The sequence below is a fragment of the Streptomyces sp. NPDC003016 genome (assembly GCF_053591455.1).
The window spans coordinates 23,702-38,004 of record NZ_JBSFTV010000035.1 but is presented as its reverse complement, the minus strand read 5'-3'; the positions used below and the strand labels follow the sequence as shown (position 1 = coordinate 38,004).

15 protein-coding genes are annotated in these 14,303 nt (G+C 71.6%); 8 read left to right on the top strand and 7 right to left on the bottom strand.

Going from position 1 to position 14,303, the window contains the following annotated elements:
* Positions 1–74 precede the first annotated feature (74 nt).
* Both ACWDZ4_RS26855 and ACWDZ4_RS26850 read left to right on the top strand, forming a co-directional pair.
* On the top strand, positions 75–869 hold the full coding sequence (locus ACWDZ4_RS26855) for an ABC transporter permease (RefSeq protein ID WP_451510956.1): 795 nt from the start codon (positions 75–77) through the stop codon (positions 867–869).
* Positions 870–1,114: 245 nt separating this feature from the next.
* Positions 1,115–1,696 carry a TMEM165/GDT1 family protein gene (locus ACWDZ4_RS26850; RefSeq protein WP_451510955.1) on the top strand — a complete coding sequence of 194 codons (582 nt, stop codon included), beginning with the start codon at positions 1,115–1,117 and terminating at the stop codon, positions 1,694–1,696.
* 180 nt (positions 1,697–1,876) lie between these two features.
* Here the strand turns inward: ACWDZ4_RS26850 and ACWDZ4_RS26845 are convergent, their stop codons facing one another.
* The 3 genes from ACWDZ4_RS26845 to ACWDZ4_RS26835 all read right to left on the bottom strand — a co-directional run bounded on the left by ACWDZ4_RS26845 (position 1,877) and on the right by ACWDZ4_RS26835 (position 3,999).
* Positions 1,877–2,539 (bottom strand): HAD-IA family hydrolase, encoded by a 663-nt coding sequence (locus tag ACWDZ4_RS26845; protein ID WP_451510954.1) that lies wholly within the window; start codon positions 2,537–2,539, stop codon positions 1,877–1,879.
* Between the two features lie 125 nt (positions 2,540–2,664).
* Positions 2,665–2,853 (bottom strand): hypothetical protein, encoded by a 189-nt coding sequence (locus ACWDZ4_RS26840; protein WP_451510953.1) that lies wholly within the window; start codon positions 2,851–2,853, stop codon positions 2,665–2,667.
* 42 nt (positions 2,854–2,895) lie between these two features.
* Complete coding sequence (locus tag ACWDZ4_RS26835) at positions 2,896–3,999, bottom strand: peptidoglycan-binding domain-containing protein (RefSeq protein WP_451510952.1); 1,104 nt, start codon at positions 3,997–3,999, stop codon at positions 2,896–2,898.
* A gap of 175 nt (positions 4,000–4,174) precedes the next feature.
* On the opposite strand from ACWDZ4_RS26835, the gene ACWDZ4_RS26830 reads away from it, so the two are divergent.
* Entirely contained in the window at positions 4,175–6,238 is a 2,064-nt protein-coding gene (locus tag ACWDZ4_RS26830; protein ID WP_451510951.1) for a DHA2 family efflux MFS transporter permease subunit, read from the top strand.
* 63 nt (positions 6,239–6,301) lie between these two features.
* Here ACWDZ4_RS26830 and ACWDZ4_RS26825 read toward each other — a convergent pair whose 3' ends face one another.
* On the bottom strand, positions 6,302–6,778 hold the full coding sequence (locus ACWDZ4_RS26825) for a GNAT family N-acetyltransferase (RefSeq protein ID WP_451510950.1): 477 nt from the start codon (positions 6,776–6,778) through the stop codon (positions 6,302–6,304).
* Between the two features lie 100 nt (positions 6,779–6,878).
* Here ACWDZ4_RS26825 and ACWDZ4_RS26820 point away from each other — a divergent pair, with 100 nt between their 5' ends.
* The 3 genes from ACWDZ4_RS26820 to ACWDZ4_RS26810 all read left to right on the top strand — a co-directional run bounded on the left by ACWDZ4_RS26820 (position 6,879) and on the right by ACWDZ4_RS26810 (position 9,263).
* Positions 6,879–7,541, top strand: coding sequence for a hypothetical protein (locus tag ACWDZ4_RS26820; RefSeq protein WP_451510949.1), 663 nt, complete (start codon positions 6,879–6,881; stop codon positions 7,539–7,541).
* A complete protein-coding gene (locus ACWDZ4_RS26815; protein ID WP_451510948.1) occupies positions 7,541–8,014 on the top strand; it encodes a hypothetical protein in 474 nt (157 codons plus the stop codon). The genes ACWDZ4_RS26820 and ACWDZ4_RS26815 overlap by 1 nt, the downstream gene beginning before the upstream one ends.
* A gap of 136 nt (positions 8,015–8,150) precedes the next feature.
* Positions 8,151–9,263, top strand: a complete 1,113-nt coding sequence (locus ACWDZ4_RS26810) for an amidinotransferase (protein ID WP_451510947.1) — start codon at positions 8,151–8,153, stop codon at positions 9,261–9,263.
* 133 nt (positions 9,264–9,396) lie between these two features.
* Here ACWDZ4_RS26810 and ACWDZ4_RS26805 read toward each other — a convergent pair whose 3' ends face one another.
* Entirely contained in the window at positions 9,397–9,744 is a 348-nt protein-coding gene (locus tag ACWDZ4_RS26805; protein ID WP_451510946.1) for an antibiotic biosynthesis monooxygenase family protein, read from the bottom strand.
* Positions 9,741–11,171 carry a glycine betaine/L-proline transporter ProP gene (proP, locus tag ACWDZ4_RS26800; RefSeq protein ID WP_451510945.1) on the bottom strand — a complete coding sequence of 477 codons (1,431 nt, stop codon included), beginning with the start codon at positions 11,169–11,171 and terminating at the stop codon, positions 9,741–9,743. Before proP ends, ACWDZ4_RS26805 begins: the two co-directional genes overlap by 4 nt.
* A gap of 367 nt (positions 11,172–11,538) precedes the next feature.
* Here proP and ACWDZ4_RS26795 point away from each other — a divergent pair, with 367 nt between their 5' ends.
* Both ACWDZ4_RS26795 and ACWDZ4_RS26790 read left to right on the top strand, forming a co-directional pair.
* The gene (locus tag ACWDZ4_RS26795; protein ID WP_451510944.1) at positions 11,539–13,671 is read left to right on the top strand and encodes a bifunctional glycosyltransferase 87/phosphatase PAP2 family protein; all 2,133 of its coding nucleotides are present in this window, start codon (positions 11,539–11,541) and stop codon (positions 13,669–13,671) included.
* Positions 13,672–13,830, top strand: coding sequence for a hypothetical protein (locus tag ACWDZ4_RS26790; RefSeq protein ID WP_451510997.1), 159 nt, complete (start codon positions 13,672–13,674; stop codon positions 13,828–13,830).
* Here the strand turns inward: ACWDZ4_RS26790 and ACWDZ4_RS26785 are convergent.
* Entirely contained in the window at positions 13,754–14,104 is a 351-nt protein-coding gene (locus ACWDZ4_RS26785; protein WP_451510943.1) for a pyridoxamine 5'-phosphate oxidase family protein, read from the bottom strand. The genes ACWDZ4_RS26790 and ACWDZ4_RS26785 overlap by 77 nt on opposite strands.
* Positions 14,105–14,303 lie beyond the last annotated feature (199 nt).

Here is a 14,303-nt window from a genome sequence, read left to right as displayed (position 1 = left end):
TGTGCACGTCACATCAAGAGTTCTGACGTCCCGACACCGTTCCTCCACCGCCCTAGGGTTGGGCGGTGCCCGCCTTGTCAGCGCCACCCCTCGCCGCCGCCGGCCACGTCCTGCTGCCCGTCGGTCCCACGCTCGCAGCCGTCCTCGCCGTGCTGCTCGCGGTCGCGGTGACCGTCGTCGCCTGCGCCCGCCTCTCCGACGACGGATCCCGCGGCCGGGCCCGCTCCGTGGCCGGCGCCGGCCTGCGGGCCGCCGTCCAGCTCGCCGCCGTGTCCCTCCTGATCGGCTGGGCCGTACGCTCCGGATGGCTGCTGCTCGCCTTCCTCGCCCTGATGTACGCCGTCGCGGTACGCACCGCCGGACGCCGCGTCACCCCCAACGGCACCTGGTGGTGGGCCGCCGTACCGATCGGCGCGGGAGTCGTCCCGGTGGTCGCCGCGCTCCTGCTCACCGGGCTCGTACCGGTCGACGGCATCGCGCTCGTCCCCGTCACCGGCATCCTCATCGGCGGCGCGCTCACCGCGACGGTGCTGGGCGGGCGGCGGGCGCTCGACGAGCTCGCGGTGCGGCGCGGGGAGGTGGAGGCGGGCCTGGCGCTCGGCCTCGTCGACCGCGAGGCCCGGCTGGAGATCGCCCGTCCCGCCGCATCCGACGCGCTGCTGCCGGGCCTCGACCAGACCAGGACGGTGGGCCTGGTCACACTGCCGGGCGCCTTCGTCGGCATGCTGCTGGGCGGCGCCTCGCCGCTGCTCGCCGGGGTGGTGCAGCTGTTCGTGCTGATCGCGCTGATGGCGGTGCAGGCGGTCGCGGTCGCGGCGGTACTGGAACTGGTGGCGCGGGGGCGGCTGCACCGGGACCAAGGTGCCTGAGGAGCCCGGAGCCCGTCGCGTACCCTGTACGGAGCATGAAGGGGAGTAGCTCTTCGCCGGACCGTCGACATACTGCTGAGCACGCCTCAGCCGGCGCCCGGAGGCGGACACGGAACCACGTCCGCCAGCGAGACCTTCGGCCGCAGTGTTGTTGTCTTTTTACGACGCTGCCGTGCCGGAGCGACCCCTGATTCACGCAGGTTTCTCTCGGCGGGCAGCCCGACCGATTGAGGAACCCCACCCCCGTGATCAGTTTCACCATCATGGCGATCACCTTCGGCACCGTCTTTCTCGCCGAACTCCCCGACAAGACCGCCCTGGCCGGCCTCATGCTCGGCACCCGCTACCGCGCGTCGTACGTCTTCGCGGGCGTCGCCGCCGCCTTCGCCGTCCACGTGGCCCTCGCCATCGCGGCGGGCAGCGTACTGACCCTGCTGCCGCACCGGCTGGTGCAGGCCGTCGTGGGTGTCCTCTTCCTCGCGGGCGCGCTGGTGCTGCTCTTCAAGAAGGACGACGCCGAGGAGGAGATCAAGGCCCCCGTCGACCAGTCCTTCTGGAAGGTCTCGGGCGCGGGCTTCATGCTCATCCTGGTCGCCGAGTTCGGTGACCTCACGCAGATCATGACGGCCACCCTGGCGGCCCGCTACGACAACCCGGTGTCCGTGGGCATCGGCGCGGTGCTGGCCCTGTGGGCGGTCGCGGGGATCGGCATCGTGGGCGGCCGCACGCTCATGAAGTACGTACCCCTGAGCCTGATCACGAAGGTGGCGGCGGCGCTGATGCTGGCACTGGCGGCGTTCAGCCTGTACGAGGCCGTCGTCGGCTGACCGCTGTCTCTTCCGCTGGGGTTTCGTCCTCGGAAGGGGGATCGGACCGGCCCGGGCAGTGCTGTTCGCACCGCACGAGCTTCCCGGAGCCCCGGCCCGGCGGCCGGGTCGGGCGCCCGCCCTCGGGCGCGCGGCCGAGGGCGCGCGGCCGAGGGCGCGCGCCCAGGCGTCCGCTCGCTCTCAGGCGGTGATGTGCAACCGCAGCGTGCCGTCGGGCAGGGCCTCGATCCGTACCTGCGTGAGGTCGTTCACGTGCACCGTCGGGGCGTGGACGGCCGCGCGCGGCCCCACGCCCACCACGCGCATCCCGGCCGCCCGGCCCGCCGTGATGCCCGCCTCGGAGTCCTCGAAGACGACGCAGTCGGCCGGGGCGTGGCCCAGCTCCGCCGCGCCCTTCAGGAAGCCCTCGGGGTCCGGCTTGCTCGCGCCCACCAGCTCGGCGGTGACGCGGGTGCGCGGCATCGGCAGCCCGGCGGCCGTCATGCGGGCCTGGGCCAGCCCTTCGTCGGCCGAGGTCACCAGGGCGTGCGGCAGGCCGGCCAGCGCGGCCATGAAGGCGGGGGCGCCGGGGACGGGCACGACGCCCTCGACGTCGGCGGTCTCCTGGGCGAGGAGCTCGCGGTTGTCGGCGTAGTTCTGCTCGACGGGGCGCTCCGGGAGGAGGACGGCCATGGTGGCGTACCCCTGACGGCCGTGTACGACCTTGAGGGCCTCTTCCGGGTCCAGGCCGTGCTCCTCGGCCCAGCGCCGCCAGACGCGCTCCACGACGGCGTCGGAATTGACGAGTGTGCCGTCCATGTCCAGGAGGAGCGCGTTGGCGTTCAGAACGGTGGTGGCCGGCATCGGCGTACTCCAGAGCGCGGAAGAAGGAGACAAGCGGCCCCGCCCGCCGGTCAGGGAAAACGGGCGGAGGCCACTTTGTTCCACCACTATACAAAATGGCCGGGGGCAGCGCCACCCCACCCCCCTCAAGGCATCGGCAGGGCCGCTGCGGCGGCGGGCGGCGAGGGCTCGGGCCTGCGCGGTTCACGCACGCCGGAGGGCGGCGGACCGCCGCCGGGGCCGGCCCGCCCGCCCGCCGTGCGGCGACGCAGCAGCCGGAAGACCAGGAACAGGGGAAGGGGCGGCAGGGTCAGCAGCAGCCAGTTCTTGTTCATCCCCCGACGGTCCGCTCCGGGCGGCGCGAACGCCATGGCCCGTCAGGGCTCCTCCGTCTCCGCCTCCAGCGCGCGGCGGGTGTGGGGGCCGTAGGTGCCCTCGGGGTCGCCCTGGATGTACTTGTACGACTGGTACGTCCGCACGGCTTCCTCCACCCGGTCGCTGAAGTGACCGTTCTTCCGGCTGCGGTAGAGCCAGAGCTGCGCCAGCCTGTCCTGGAGTTCCGCGACCTCCGGGCCCCGGTCGCCCCTCCTCAGCGTGGCGGCGGCGGGTTCCGGCGGTTTCTCCGCCGTGGTGGTGGTCCGCGCGGTGGAGGGCGCCGCCGACGCGGTCGGCTTCGACGCGTCGGCAGAGGCGCTCGCGGACGCGGCGGCAGAGCGCGAGCCGGATGCGGAGGCGGACGTCGATGCGGACGCCTCTGTGGACGTGGACGCGGACGGGGAGGCCGACGCGGAGGCCGATGCGGAGGGACTCGGAGACTGCGATCCTGCGCCGGACTCCGACGCGGACGTCTCGGGGCCGTCGCTCGCGCTCGGCACGCTGGTCACCACGTCCGGAAGCGCGTGCTCACGCTCGTCCTCCCCGGAGAACAGCCCGCCCGCGAAGGCCGCGGTGCCCACGACCGCGGCAGCGGCCGCACTCACCGCGAGCCACAGCACCGGCCCTTTGCGCTGCTGCCTGCGGGGCCCCGACGGTTCCTCGCCGAAGCCGAAGCCGAAGCCGAAGCCGGGGTCGACGCCGGAGCCGAAGCCGGGGTCGGCTCCGTACCCCGGCCCCGCTCCGGGCGGGGGGCCGTACGACGGCACGGCGCCCATGACGGCCGTGGTGTCGGTGGTGCCAGTGGCATCGCGTCCGGGGCCGCCCTCGTGCCCGGGCCCGTTCAGCACCCCCAGCGGCATCGTCATCGCCGTAGTGCCCTCAGGCTCCGCGTACGAGGGCGGCGACGCCCCGTCGTCCGTCTCCTGGAGCGTCACATACGGGCGTATCCGCAGCGGATCGAAATCCTCCGCCGCCGCGATCTCGGCCGACCGCTCGGCCCGTACGGCCCGGGCCGCCCGTTCCGCGCACCCGCAGCCGGGTCTGCCCGCGTCGTCGGACGCGGCCCCCCGGTCCGTACCGCACTCGGGACATACGTGTCCGTTCATCGTGGGGCCCCTCCCTCGAACTGCCGGCGATTATGCAGACCCGTCGAAGGGATGCCCAGCAGGTACGCCCAGCAGGTACGCCCAGCAGGTACGTCCTCCCTCGGCAGGCCATATCCGCCCACAACACCCAGGATGGAAGGGGTGCACAACTCCCAGGGGACCCAAGGAGAAGTCCATGGCCCAGCAACCGAGCGGCGCCCCCGCCGCGGCCCCGGCCGCCGGCCCCGGCACAGGCCCGGGCGACAGCCGGCGGACCGTTCTCGTAGCCATCGGAGCGCTGCTCCTCGGCATGCTGCTCGCCGCGCTCGACCAGACCATCGTCTCGACCGCCCTGCCGACGATCGTCAGCGAACTCGGCGGCATGGAGCACCTGTCCTGGGTCGTCACGGCGTACATGCTCGCCGCGACCGCGGCCACGCCCCTGTGGGGCAAACTCGGCGACCAGTACGGCCGCAAGAAGCTGTTCCAGGCCGCGATCGTCATCTTCCTGATCGGCTCCGCGCTGTGCGGCGTCGCGCAGGACATGTCCCAGCTCATCGGCTTCCGCGCGGTCCAGGGACTGGGCGGCGGCGGCCTGATGGTGCTGTCCATGGCGATCGTCGGCGATCTCGTGCCGCCCCGCGAACGCGGAAGGTACCAGGGCCTGTTCGGGGCGGTGTTCGGCGCGACGAGCGTCCTGGGACCGCTCCTCGGCGGGCTCTTCACCGAACACCTCAGCTGGCGCTGGGTCTTCTACATCAACCTTCCCGTCGGCGTCGTCGCCCTCCTCGTGATCGCCGCCGTACTGCACATCCCGGTCCGCCGCACGCGCCACACCATCGACTACCTGGGCACCGCCCTCATCGCCTCGGTCGCCGTGTGCCTCGTCCTCGTGGCCTCCCTCGGCGGCACCACCTGGGCCTGGGGCTCGGCGCGGATCATCGGGCTCGCGGTCCTCGGCGTCGTCCTGCTCGTCTGGTTCGTCCTCGTGGAGCGCAGGGCCGCCGAACCCGTCCTGCCGCTGAAGCTCTTCAAGCTCAGGACGTTCACGCTCGTCGCGGCCATCAGCTTCGTCGTCGGCTTCGCGATGTTCGGCGCGATGACCTATCTGCCGACGTTCCTCCAGATCGTCCAGGGCGTCAGCCCCACCATGTCCGGCGTGCACCTGCTGCCGATGGTGCTCGGCATGCTGCTCACCTCGACCGCGTCCGGCCAGATCGTCAGCCGTACCGGCCGCTGGAAGGTCTTCCCGATCGCCGGTACGGGCCTCACCGCCCTGGGCCTTCTCCTCCTGCACCAGCTGACCGAGACCACCGGCGCCTGGGAGACGAGCTTCTTCTTCTTCGTCTTCGGCGCCGGACTCGGCCTGGTCATGCAGGTGCTCGTGCTCGTCGCGCAGAACGCCGTCAGGTACGAGGACCTGGGCGTCGCCACCTCCGGCGCCACCTTCTTCCGCTCCATCGGCGCGTCCTTCGGCGTCGCCATCTTCGGCACCGTCTTCACCAACCGGCTGGTCGACAAGCTCGGCGACGCCCTGACCGGACAGCAACTGCCGCCCGGCACCGGCCCCGACCAGGTCGCGGCCGACCCGCGCGCCATCGCGCTGCTGCCGCCGGAGTTGCGCCCCTCGGTGCTGCACGCGTACTCCACGTCGATCACCGACGTCTTCCTGTACGCGACCCCTGTCGTCCTCATCGCCGCTGTGCTCGCCTGGCTGTTCAAGGAGGACAGGCTGCGCCGGTCGGTGACGGCGCCCGACGCGGGCCAGACGCTGGCGTCCAACCCGGTCGAGCGCTCCTCGTACGACGAATGCGCCCGCGCGCTCTCGCTGCTCGCCACGCGGGAGGGGCGCCGCAGGGTCTACGAGAGGATCACCGCCAGGGCGGGCTACGACCTGCTGCCCGCGGCCGGTTGGCTACTGCTGCGCATCAGGCGCTCGGGCGCCGTCGAACCCGGCATGCTCGCCGACGTCACCCCGGTTCCGCTGCGGGTCATCACCGAAGCGTCCCGGCAGGTGGAGGAGCGCGGGCTCGCCCGGCGTGACGGCCTGCACCTGGTGCTGACGGAGAAGGGGGCGGTGGTCGCGGAGAAACTCGCCGAGGCGCGCGAGGAGTCCCTGGCCGAGCTGCTCGGCGACTGGTGGGGGCCCGACCGGCCGACCGATCTGATCAGACTGGTCAAGGAGTTGAGCGCCGAGGTGAGCGGTTCCGACGAGGACCGCCCGTACACCTCGGCGGCCAAGCCCGACCACATGCGCTGAAAGCCGTGGCGCCCACCCCCGCGGCGCCTCGCAGGGTTACCGGGATTACCGGGATCACGGGGGCTACAGGGACTTGGCGAACCAGTGCTCGGCGTACGGGCCGTTGTTGAACGCCGGGACCTCGACGTATCCGTGCCGGGCGTACAGCGCCCGCGCCTCCACCAGGTCGTTGCGGGTGTCCAGCCGGATGCGCTTGATGCCGAAGCCGCGCGCCGCCGTCTCGATCGCGGCCAGCAGCAGCCCGCCGCCGCCGGTGCCGCGGAAGGCGGGGCGTACGTACACCCGCGTCAGCTCGGCGGTGTCCGGGTCCCTCACGCGCAGCCCGGCGCAGGCGGCCGCCGCGCCGTCGTACCGCCCGACGAGGAACTCGCCCGTGGGCGGCGCGAGCCGCTCGACGCCGTCGCCGGTGAGCCCCTCGTCGATCTCCCGCGCGGTCGCGGGGCGCCCCCAGTAACGGCTGGCCACCTCGTCGTAGTAGTCGCGGCGCAGTGCCGTCGCCTCAGGGGTGTCGTAGCGCTCAGGGGTCACGTTCCAGGTCATGGTCATGTCTGTACCGGAGCGCCCGGCCGTTTGGCCAACGGATTACCGGCAACCCGCTGTGTGACAAGCCGTTGACGGAACGAGAACCGGGAAGGCAGCCATGTCCACACTCTGGATCATCGCCCTGTTGGCGGTGGTCGTCGTCGCCGTCGTCGCCGTGTTCATCGTCGTTGGACCGGGCAGGGGCGGCGGCGGTCGCGGCCGCGGGCTCAAGAAGCGGTTCGGTCCCGAGTACGACAGGGTCGTGGCCCGCCACGACGGTGACACCAAAGCGGCCGAGCGCGAGCTCGACGAGCGCGTGAAGCGGTACGGATCGCTGGAACCGCGGGCGCTGCCCCCCGAGACGCGTGAGCAGTACGTCGCCCGATGGGCGGGTGTCCAGGAGCAGTTCGTCGACTCTCCGCGTCATGCCGTCGTCGAGGCCGACCGGCTGCTGGCCCGGCTCGCGGCCGACCGCGGGTTCCCGGCCGACGAACAGTACGACGAGCAGGTCTCCGCGCTCTCCGTGCACCACGCGGGACAGGTGGAGGGCTACCGCAGGATCCACCACGCGGCGCACACCGACAGCAGTACGGAGCAGATGCGCGAGGCCATGCTCGACGCGCGTGAGCTCTTCGAGGAGCTGGTCACCGCCAAGCCGGCGGACAGCGGCCGGCACCGTCCGCACCACGTCGGCGACCGGGACAGTTCCGGCCGCCGGGCCCGCTCCCACGCCCCGTGGTCGCCGGGCCGAGGTCACCATGCGAAGGAAAGTGGCGCGTAATGACGTACGACACCGACGCAGACAACCGTGCACAGCAGCAACCGCAGCAGCAGCGGCAACAGCCGCCGCAGCCGCCGCTCACCGTGCCCGGACAGACCACCCGGCACACGACGGCAGACCCCGGCACAGGCCCCGGCCCCGAATTCGCCACCCCCTCCGCGACCGCCACCGCTTCCGCCTCCGCCGCCCAGGAACCCGCTCCTCATGGGCTACTGCCGCACGGCGAACGCGACAAGCTGGCCCTGCGTCTCCAGCAGGCCGTCAACACCTTCGTGGACGGCCCGCGGCGCTCGGTCGAGGAGGCCGACAGCGTCTTCGAGGAGGCGGCCCGCTGTCTGACCGATGCCGTGGCCGAACGGCGCGACTCCCTCCGCACGGCCTGGGCGAGTACGGACCGTGAGGCCGAGACGGAAGAGCTGCGGGTGGCCCTGCGCACGTACCGCGAGGTGACGGAACGCCTTCTGCGGATGTGAGGCCCCGACGGCCGGCGGCACCGGGCAGAACCATCTGCCCGGTGCCGCCGACGGCTCTGCGCATTCACTTTGGGTAACGTACCGGTCGTAATGAGTTACTGAATTCTGCGATCGAAAGCGGTTGAGCATGGCGACAGTGCAGAAGCCCGACGCCAACGCTACGGAATCCCTCGTTTCGCCGGTCAATTCGCACAACGAGTGGGACCCGCTGGAGGAGATCATCGTCGGGCGTCTCGACGGCGCGACGATTCCCTCCAGCCATCCGGTCGTGGCCTGCAACATCCCACCCTGGGCGGCGCGGTTGCAGGGACTTGCCGCCGGATTCAAATATCCGCGCGCGCTCATCGAGCGGGCGCAGCAGGAACTCGACCAGTTCATCGCCCTCCTGGAGTCCCTCGGCGTCACGGTCACGCGCCCGGACCCGGTCGACCACGGGCAGCGCTTCAGCACCCCCGACTGGTCGTCGCGCGGTTTTTGCAACACCTGTCCACGTGACAGCATGCTCGTGATCGGCGACGAGATCATCGAGACCCCGATGGCGTGGCCGTGCCGGTATTTCGAGACCCACTCCTACCGCGCGATTCTCAAGGACTACTTCCGGCGCGGCGCGCGCTGGACGGCGGCACCCAAACCGCAACTCACCGACGCACTGTTCGAGGCGGATTTCCGTATCCCCGAGGCCGGCGAGCCCATGCGCTACATCCTCACCGAATTCGAGCCGGTGTTCGATGCGGCGGATTTCGTGCGCGCGGGTCGCGACCTGTTCGTCACACGGAGCAACGTCACCAACCGCATGGGAATCGACTGGCTGCGCCGCCATCTCGGATCCGGCTATCGCATTCACGAGATCGAGAGCCGCTGCCGGACGCCCATGCACATCGACACGACGTTCCTCGTGCTCGCGCCCGGCAAGGTGCTGGTCAATCCTGAATACATCGACGTCGACCGCCTGCCCGACGTCCTGAGTTCCTGGGACGTCCTGATCGCCCCCGAGCCCGACCTGATCAACGAGCGCCTGCTCAAGATCACCTCGATGTGCGGCAAGTGGCTCAGCATGAACATTCTCATGGTCGACGAAAAACGGGTGATCGCGGAGCGGCACCACACCGGTATGCTGCGCGCGCTCGAAAAATGGGGATTCGAGCCGATCCCGTGTGACCTGCTGCACTACGCGCCGTTCGGCGGCTCGTTCCACTGCGCGACACTCGATGTCCGGCGTCGCGGGACGCTCGAATCGTATGTCGACTGAGCTTCGACTGAGCGGCCTTCGGTCCGGGCGCGCTGAAACGGCTGCGCCCCGTACCGGATTGATCCGGGCACGGGGCGCAGGGGCGAAGCCGGGCACGGCCCGGTGACGAACTGCCGTTGCGGGAGAGCGGGAGCTATTCGCTCTTGCCGCCCTTGGGCGCGGCCTGCTGGACCACCTCGAACGACCACAGCGTGGAGCCGGAGGCGGCGGGCTTGGGACGCTCGCCGCCCTCACCCGCGCCCGGACCCCGACCCTGGTGGGCGGCCTTCATCGGCCCCTCCATCCAGGCCTGGAACGACGCCTCGTCGGCCCACCGGGTGTAGACGAGGTACTGGTCGGTGCCCTCGACGGGCCGCAGCAGCTCGAACCACTCGAAGCCGTCGGAGTTCTCCACGGACCCGGCCCGCGCCGAGAACCGCTTCTCCAGTACCTCGCGCTGCTCGGCGGGCACACTCAGTACATTGATCTTCACGATGCTCATGCGGCCATCCTGCCGTACGAAGCCCGCAGTTCGCGGGCCTCCTCCTGCGTGGCGACCGACGGCGGCGAACCCGGCAGGGGCCTGCGGGCGCTCTCCGTCATGAAGAACACCGCGACGCCGCCGACGACGGCCGCGGCCATCATGTAGTAGGCGGGCATCATCAGGTCGCCGGTCGCGCCGATCAGCGCGGTGACGACCAGCGGCGTCGTACCGCCGAAGAGCGAGACCGAGATGTTGAAGCCGATCGACAGCGAGCCGTAGCGCACCCGGGTCGGGAAGAGCGCGGGCAGCGCGGACGGCATCGACGAGGTGAAGCAGACCAGCAGCAGCCCCAGCGCGCCCATGCCGAGCACGACGGCGGGCAGCGAACCCTGACGGATCAGCAGCAGGGCGGGCACGGACAGGGCCAGGAAACCGGCGCAGCCCGCGGCGATCACCGGGCGGCGGCCGACGCGGTCGGTGAGGCGGCCCATGAAGAGCTGCGCGCACATCATCAGCGCCATCACGCCGAGGACCACGAGCAGGCCGTGCGTCGCGTCGTACTCCAGCTGCTCGGTGAGGTACGTCGGCATGTACGAGAGCAGCATGTAGTCGGTGACGTTGAAGACGAGCACCAGCGCGATGCACAGCAGCATCGCCCGCCACTGGCCGATCAGCATGTCCTTCAGGCCGGCCTTCTCCTTGCGGGCCGCCTGGTCCGCGCGCGCCTCCTTCTCCAACCGGGCGAAGGCCGGGGTCTCTTCGAGGCGCAGGCGCAGATAGAGGCCGATGACGCCCATCGGGCCCGCGATCAGGAACGGGACGCGCCAGCCCCAGGAAACCAGGTCGTCGGCGCCGAGCAGGGCGGTCATCAGGGTGACCAGGCCGGCGCCGCCGATGTAGCCGGCGAGGGTGCCGAATTCGAGGAAGCTGCCGAAGAAGCCGCGACGCTTGTCCGGGGCGTACTCCGCGATGAAGGTGGAGGCGCCGCCGTACTCGCCGCCCGTCGAGAAGCCCTGGACCAGGCGGGCCAGGAAGAGGAGCGCGGGTGCCCAGACGCCGATCGTCGCGTACGACGGGATCAGGCCGATCGTGAAGGTGCCCGCCGCCATCATGATCATGGTGAGGGCGAGGACCTTCCGGCGGCCGACGCGGTCGCCGAGCGGGCCGAAGACCATGCCGCCGAGAGGCCGTACGAGGAATGCCGCCGCGAACGCTCCGAACGTCGACAGCAACTGCGCGGTGGAGTCGCCGGAGGGGAAGAAGACCTTCCCGAGCGTCACCGCGATGTAGCTGTAGACGCCGAAGTCGAACCACTCCATGGCGTTGCCCAGGGCGGCCGCCTTCACCGCCCGCCTGACCATCGCGGGATCGGTGACGGTGATGTCGGGGGTGTCGGGGGTGTCAGGGGTGTCGGATCGGGAGTCGACAGGTGTGGGGGTCGGCACGAATCTGCCCGCCTGCGCTTTCTCTTGCTGGACGGCATGGCACGAGCCGCCCGGTCCAGGCGGCTCAAACAAGACCATAGGCGCTTAACCGGCCTTTACGGACGGTGTGGAATTGATCGCCCTTCGTCCCTCCGACCGCCCGCCAGCTGGGCAGACGTGCCGCACGCCAGGGCCGTCCCGCCCCCTCGCCTGTGATCCATCTCGCGTCCCACCGGTGGAACGAGGAGCGTGGAAAGCGTCGTCCTTCAGACAAAAGCGGATGACGGCCAGGCGAATCGGGGGTTGCCTGCGTCTTCCGCACGGGGCAGTGCGACGCTCTACGCACCGTGCACGCGGGTGCGGGACAGGTGGGGAGGGTCGGCGCGACATGGCGAATGCGGAGCGGGGCGGACCGGGCGGTGCCGTCGGTGTGATCGGCGCCGGCGCCGGGGGCGGGGTCGGCGTGGCACGGGTCGTGCTGTGGGCCGTCGTGGCCGCACTGGCGGTGCGGCAGATCGCGACGGTCCTGCGTACGCCGCCGGGCGAGCGCCTCACCGACCTGGAGACCTGGATCGGTGACCGGGGCGTGCTGCACGTCACCGGCTCGCTCTACGACACCGACCGCTTCACCGGCACGCCCTTCGCCGGCCTCGTCCTGAAACCGCTCGCCCGCTCGGCCGAGCAGAGCCTCGGCGTGGCCTGGACCTTCGGGACACTGCTGCTCGTCGCCGTACTGGGCGTGGTCGCCGCCCGAGCCCTGCCGGGGCCCGTCCCGCGGCGCACCGCGCTGCTCGCCGCTCCCGTCGCCATCAGCCTGCTGATGCTGTCGCTGCCCGTGCGCAATACGCTCCACCTCGGCCAGACCAGCGTCATCCCCGTCCTCTTCGTCCTCCTCGGCTGCTTCCAGGCGCGCGGGGAACGCGGCTCCGGCATCCTCATAGGGATCGCCGCCGCCCTCCAGCCCACCGTGCTGCTGTTCGCGCCGCTGCTGTGGCTGACGGGGCGAAGACGCGCCGCGCTCACCACGGGCGCCACGTTCGCCGTCTGCTCGGTCCTGGCCTGGGCCGCGATGCCGCAGGACTCCTGGACGTACTGGGTGCACCACGTGGCCGGCGCCGGGCTCGGCGCGCGCCCCGACAGCCTCGCCAACCAGTCGCTGCACGGCGCCCTGCTGCGGCTCGGCCTGGAGGGCCCGCTGGAGATCGCGCTCTTCCTCCTGCTGGCCGCGGCCGTCGTCGTACTCGGGCTGCGGCGCGCCGTCCGCTACGCCCGGGACGGCCAGCTGCTGCTCGCCGTGGCGCTGACCGGCTGCGTCGCGGTCGCCGTGTCGCCGACGGCCTGGCAGCACCAACTGCTGTGGGTGCTGCTCGCGGTGGTCGGGCGGGTCGGCAGGCGGGCGTCGGACCGGATGGTGTGGCCGGCGGCCGTGGTGCTGGTGATGACACTGCCGGGCACGATGCTGCTGCCGAACGTGGCGCCGCTCGTCCCGGTCCGCGACAACGCGCTGTTGGTGGCGGCGCTCGCGGCGGCCTGCGCGGTGCCCTTCGTGTCGCGCACCTCGCCGTACTGGAGCCGGCCCGTCCCCACCGACTACGCGAAGCCGGCACCGGCCCGCTGGAGCCGGGTGCCGCTGGCGCCGTTCTGGCGCCGGGTGCTGACCCGCCCCAACCTGCTGCTCGAACTGCTGCTGATCCGCGTCGGATACTCCCTCTACTCGCAGGTGCGCACCGCCGCGGCGGGCGGGCGCGCCACCGCCGAGGAGCACGCCCGGCAGATCGTCTCGGTGGAGCGGTTCCTGCACATCGACATCGAGCACTGGGCCAACCACGCGGTGGTGAAGGCCGACTGGCTGGAAACCTTCTTCGACTTCTACTACTCGTCGTTCCACTTCGTCGTACCGCTGACGATCCTCGGCCTGCTGTACGTCCGCCGCCCCGCCGACTACCGCTGGGCCCGCAGCTCCCTCGGCTTCGCGACGGTGCTCGCGCTCATCGGCTTCTGGCTCTACCCGCTGGCGCCGCCCCGCCTGGTGCCGGGGCTCGGCTACATCGACACGATCCACGGCCCGCAGGACCTCGCGAGTCCGGAGTACGGCGCGCTGACCGCCCTGACCAACCAGTACGCGGCGATGCCCTCCCTGCACTTCGGCTGGTCGCTGTGGTGCGGGCTGGTGGTGGCCCTGATCGCGCCGAAGCTGTGGATGAAGCTGCTGGGGCTGCTCCACCCGCTCTTCACGGTGTGCGCGATCGTCGCCACCGCCAACCACTGGGTGCTGGACGCGGTGGGCGGTGCGGCGGTGGTCGGCGCGGGCTTCGGCCTGACGTACGTCCTGGCCGGCCCGCGCAAGCTTCTTCAGCCCGCGCCGCAGCCGCCCGCGTCGTCGGCGTCCGCGCCGCAGTCATCCGCGTCATCCGCGCCACAGCCGTCCGCACCCGGCCTTCCGCTCCCCGGCGCCGACATGCGCGACGGCAGGGAAGTCCCGGTGGGCAGTGCGGGATCCGGCTCCGGTACGCCGAAGTAGGTGCGTACCGGCACGCCCCCCGCCCACAACCCCAACTCCCCGTCGGGGCCGTTCCCGTCCTGGGGCGGCCCGGAGGCCACCTTCACCGGGGCCTCGTCCAGCTCCGGCGCGAGCAGCGAAGTGGCGGCCGGCTCCGTGGCGTCGGGGCGGCGGGCGTAGTCCCACGGGCCGGGCGCGCAGTGCCCGGTGACGACGCGCGACCCGTGCAGCAGGGCCTCGGGGCCGGTGCGCCGGGTGATGAGCCGCGGTACGCCGAAGAGACCATGGCACTGCGGTGGTTGGCGCCGTACTCGAAGGCGGAGCGGGCGAGCACCAGCCCGTCGGCGTGCGTCACGGTGAAGCGGACGGCGGCGTCGGGCTCCGCGGCGAGGCTGCGACTGGCGACGGCCCCGTGGACGTACAGCGTGCGGGCCGCGAAGTCGACGCCGTACACCGCCGGTACGGCGTCGAGGTCGTCGCGCCCGGCCCGGCCCGGCCTCGGTCGCGCAGGCGTCGGTGCCGCGTCCGCCCGGTCACGGTCAGCTGCTGATTCTGTCGCCCGGCTCCCATTTCCCCACCGATCCAGCCCAGTTGGTCTGTCGACTCGATTATTTCAGCGGGCAGGTAATCGGACAGGTAAATCGGGAGGATCT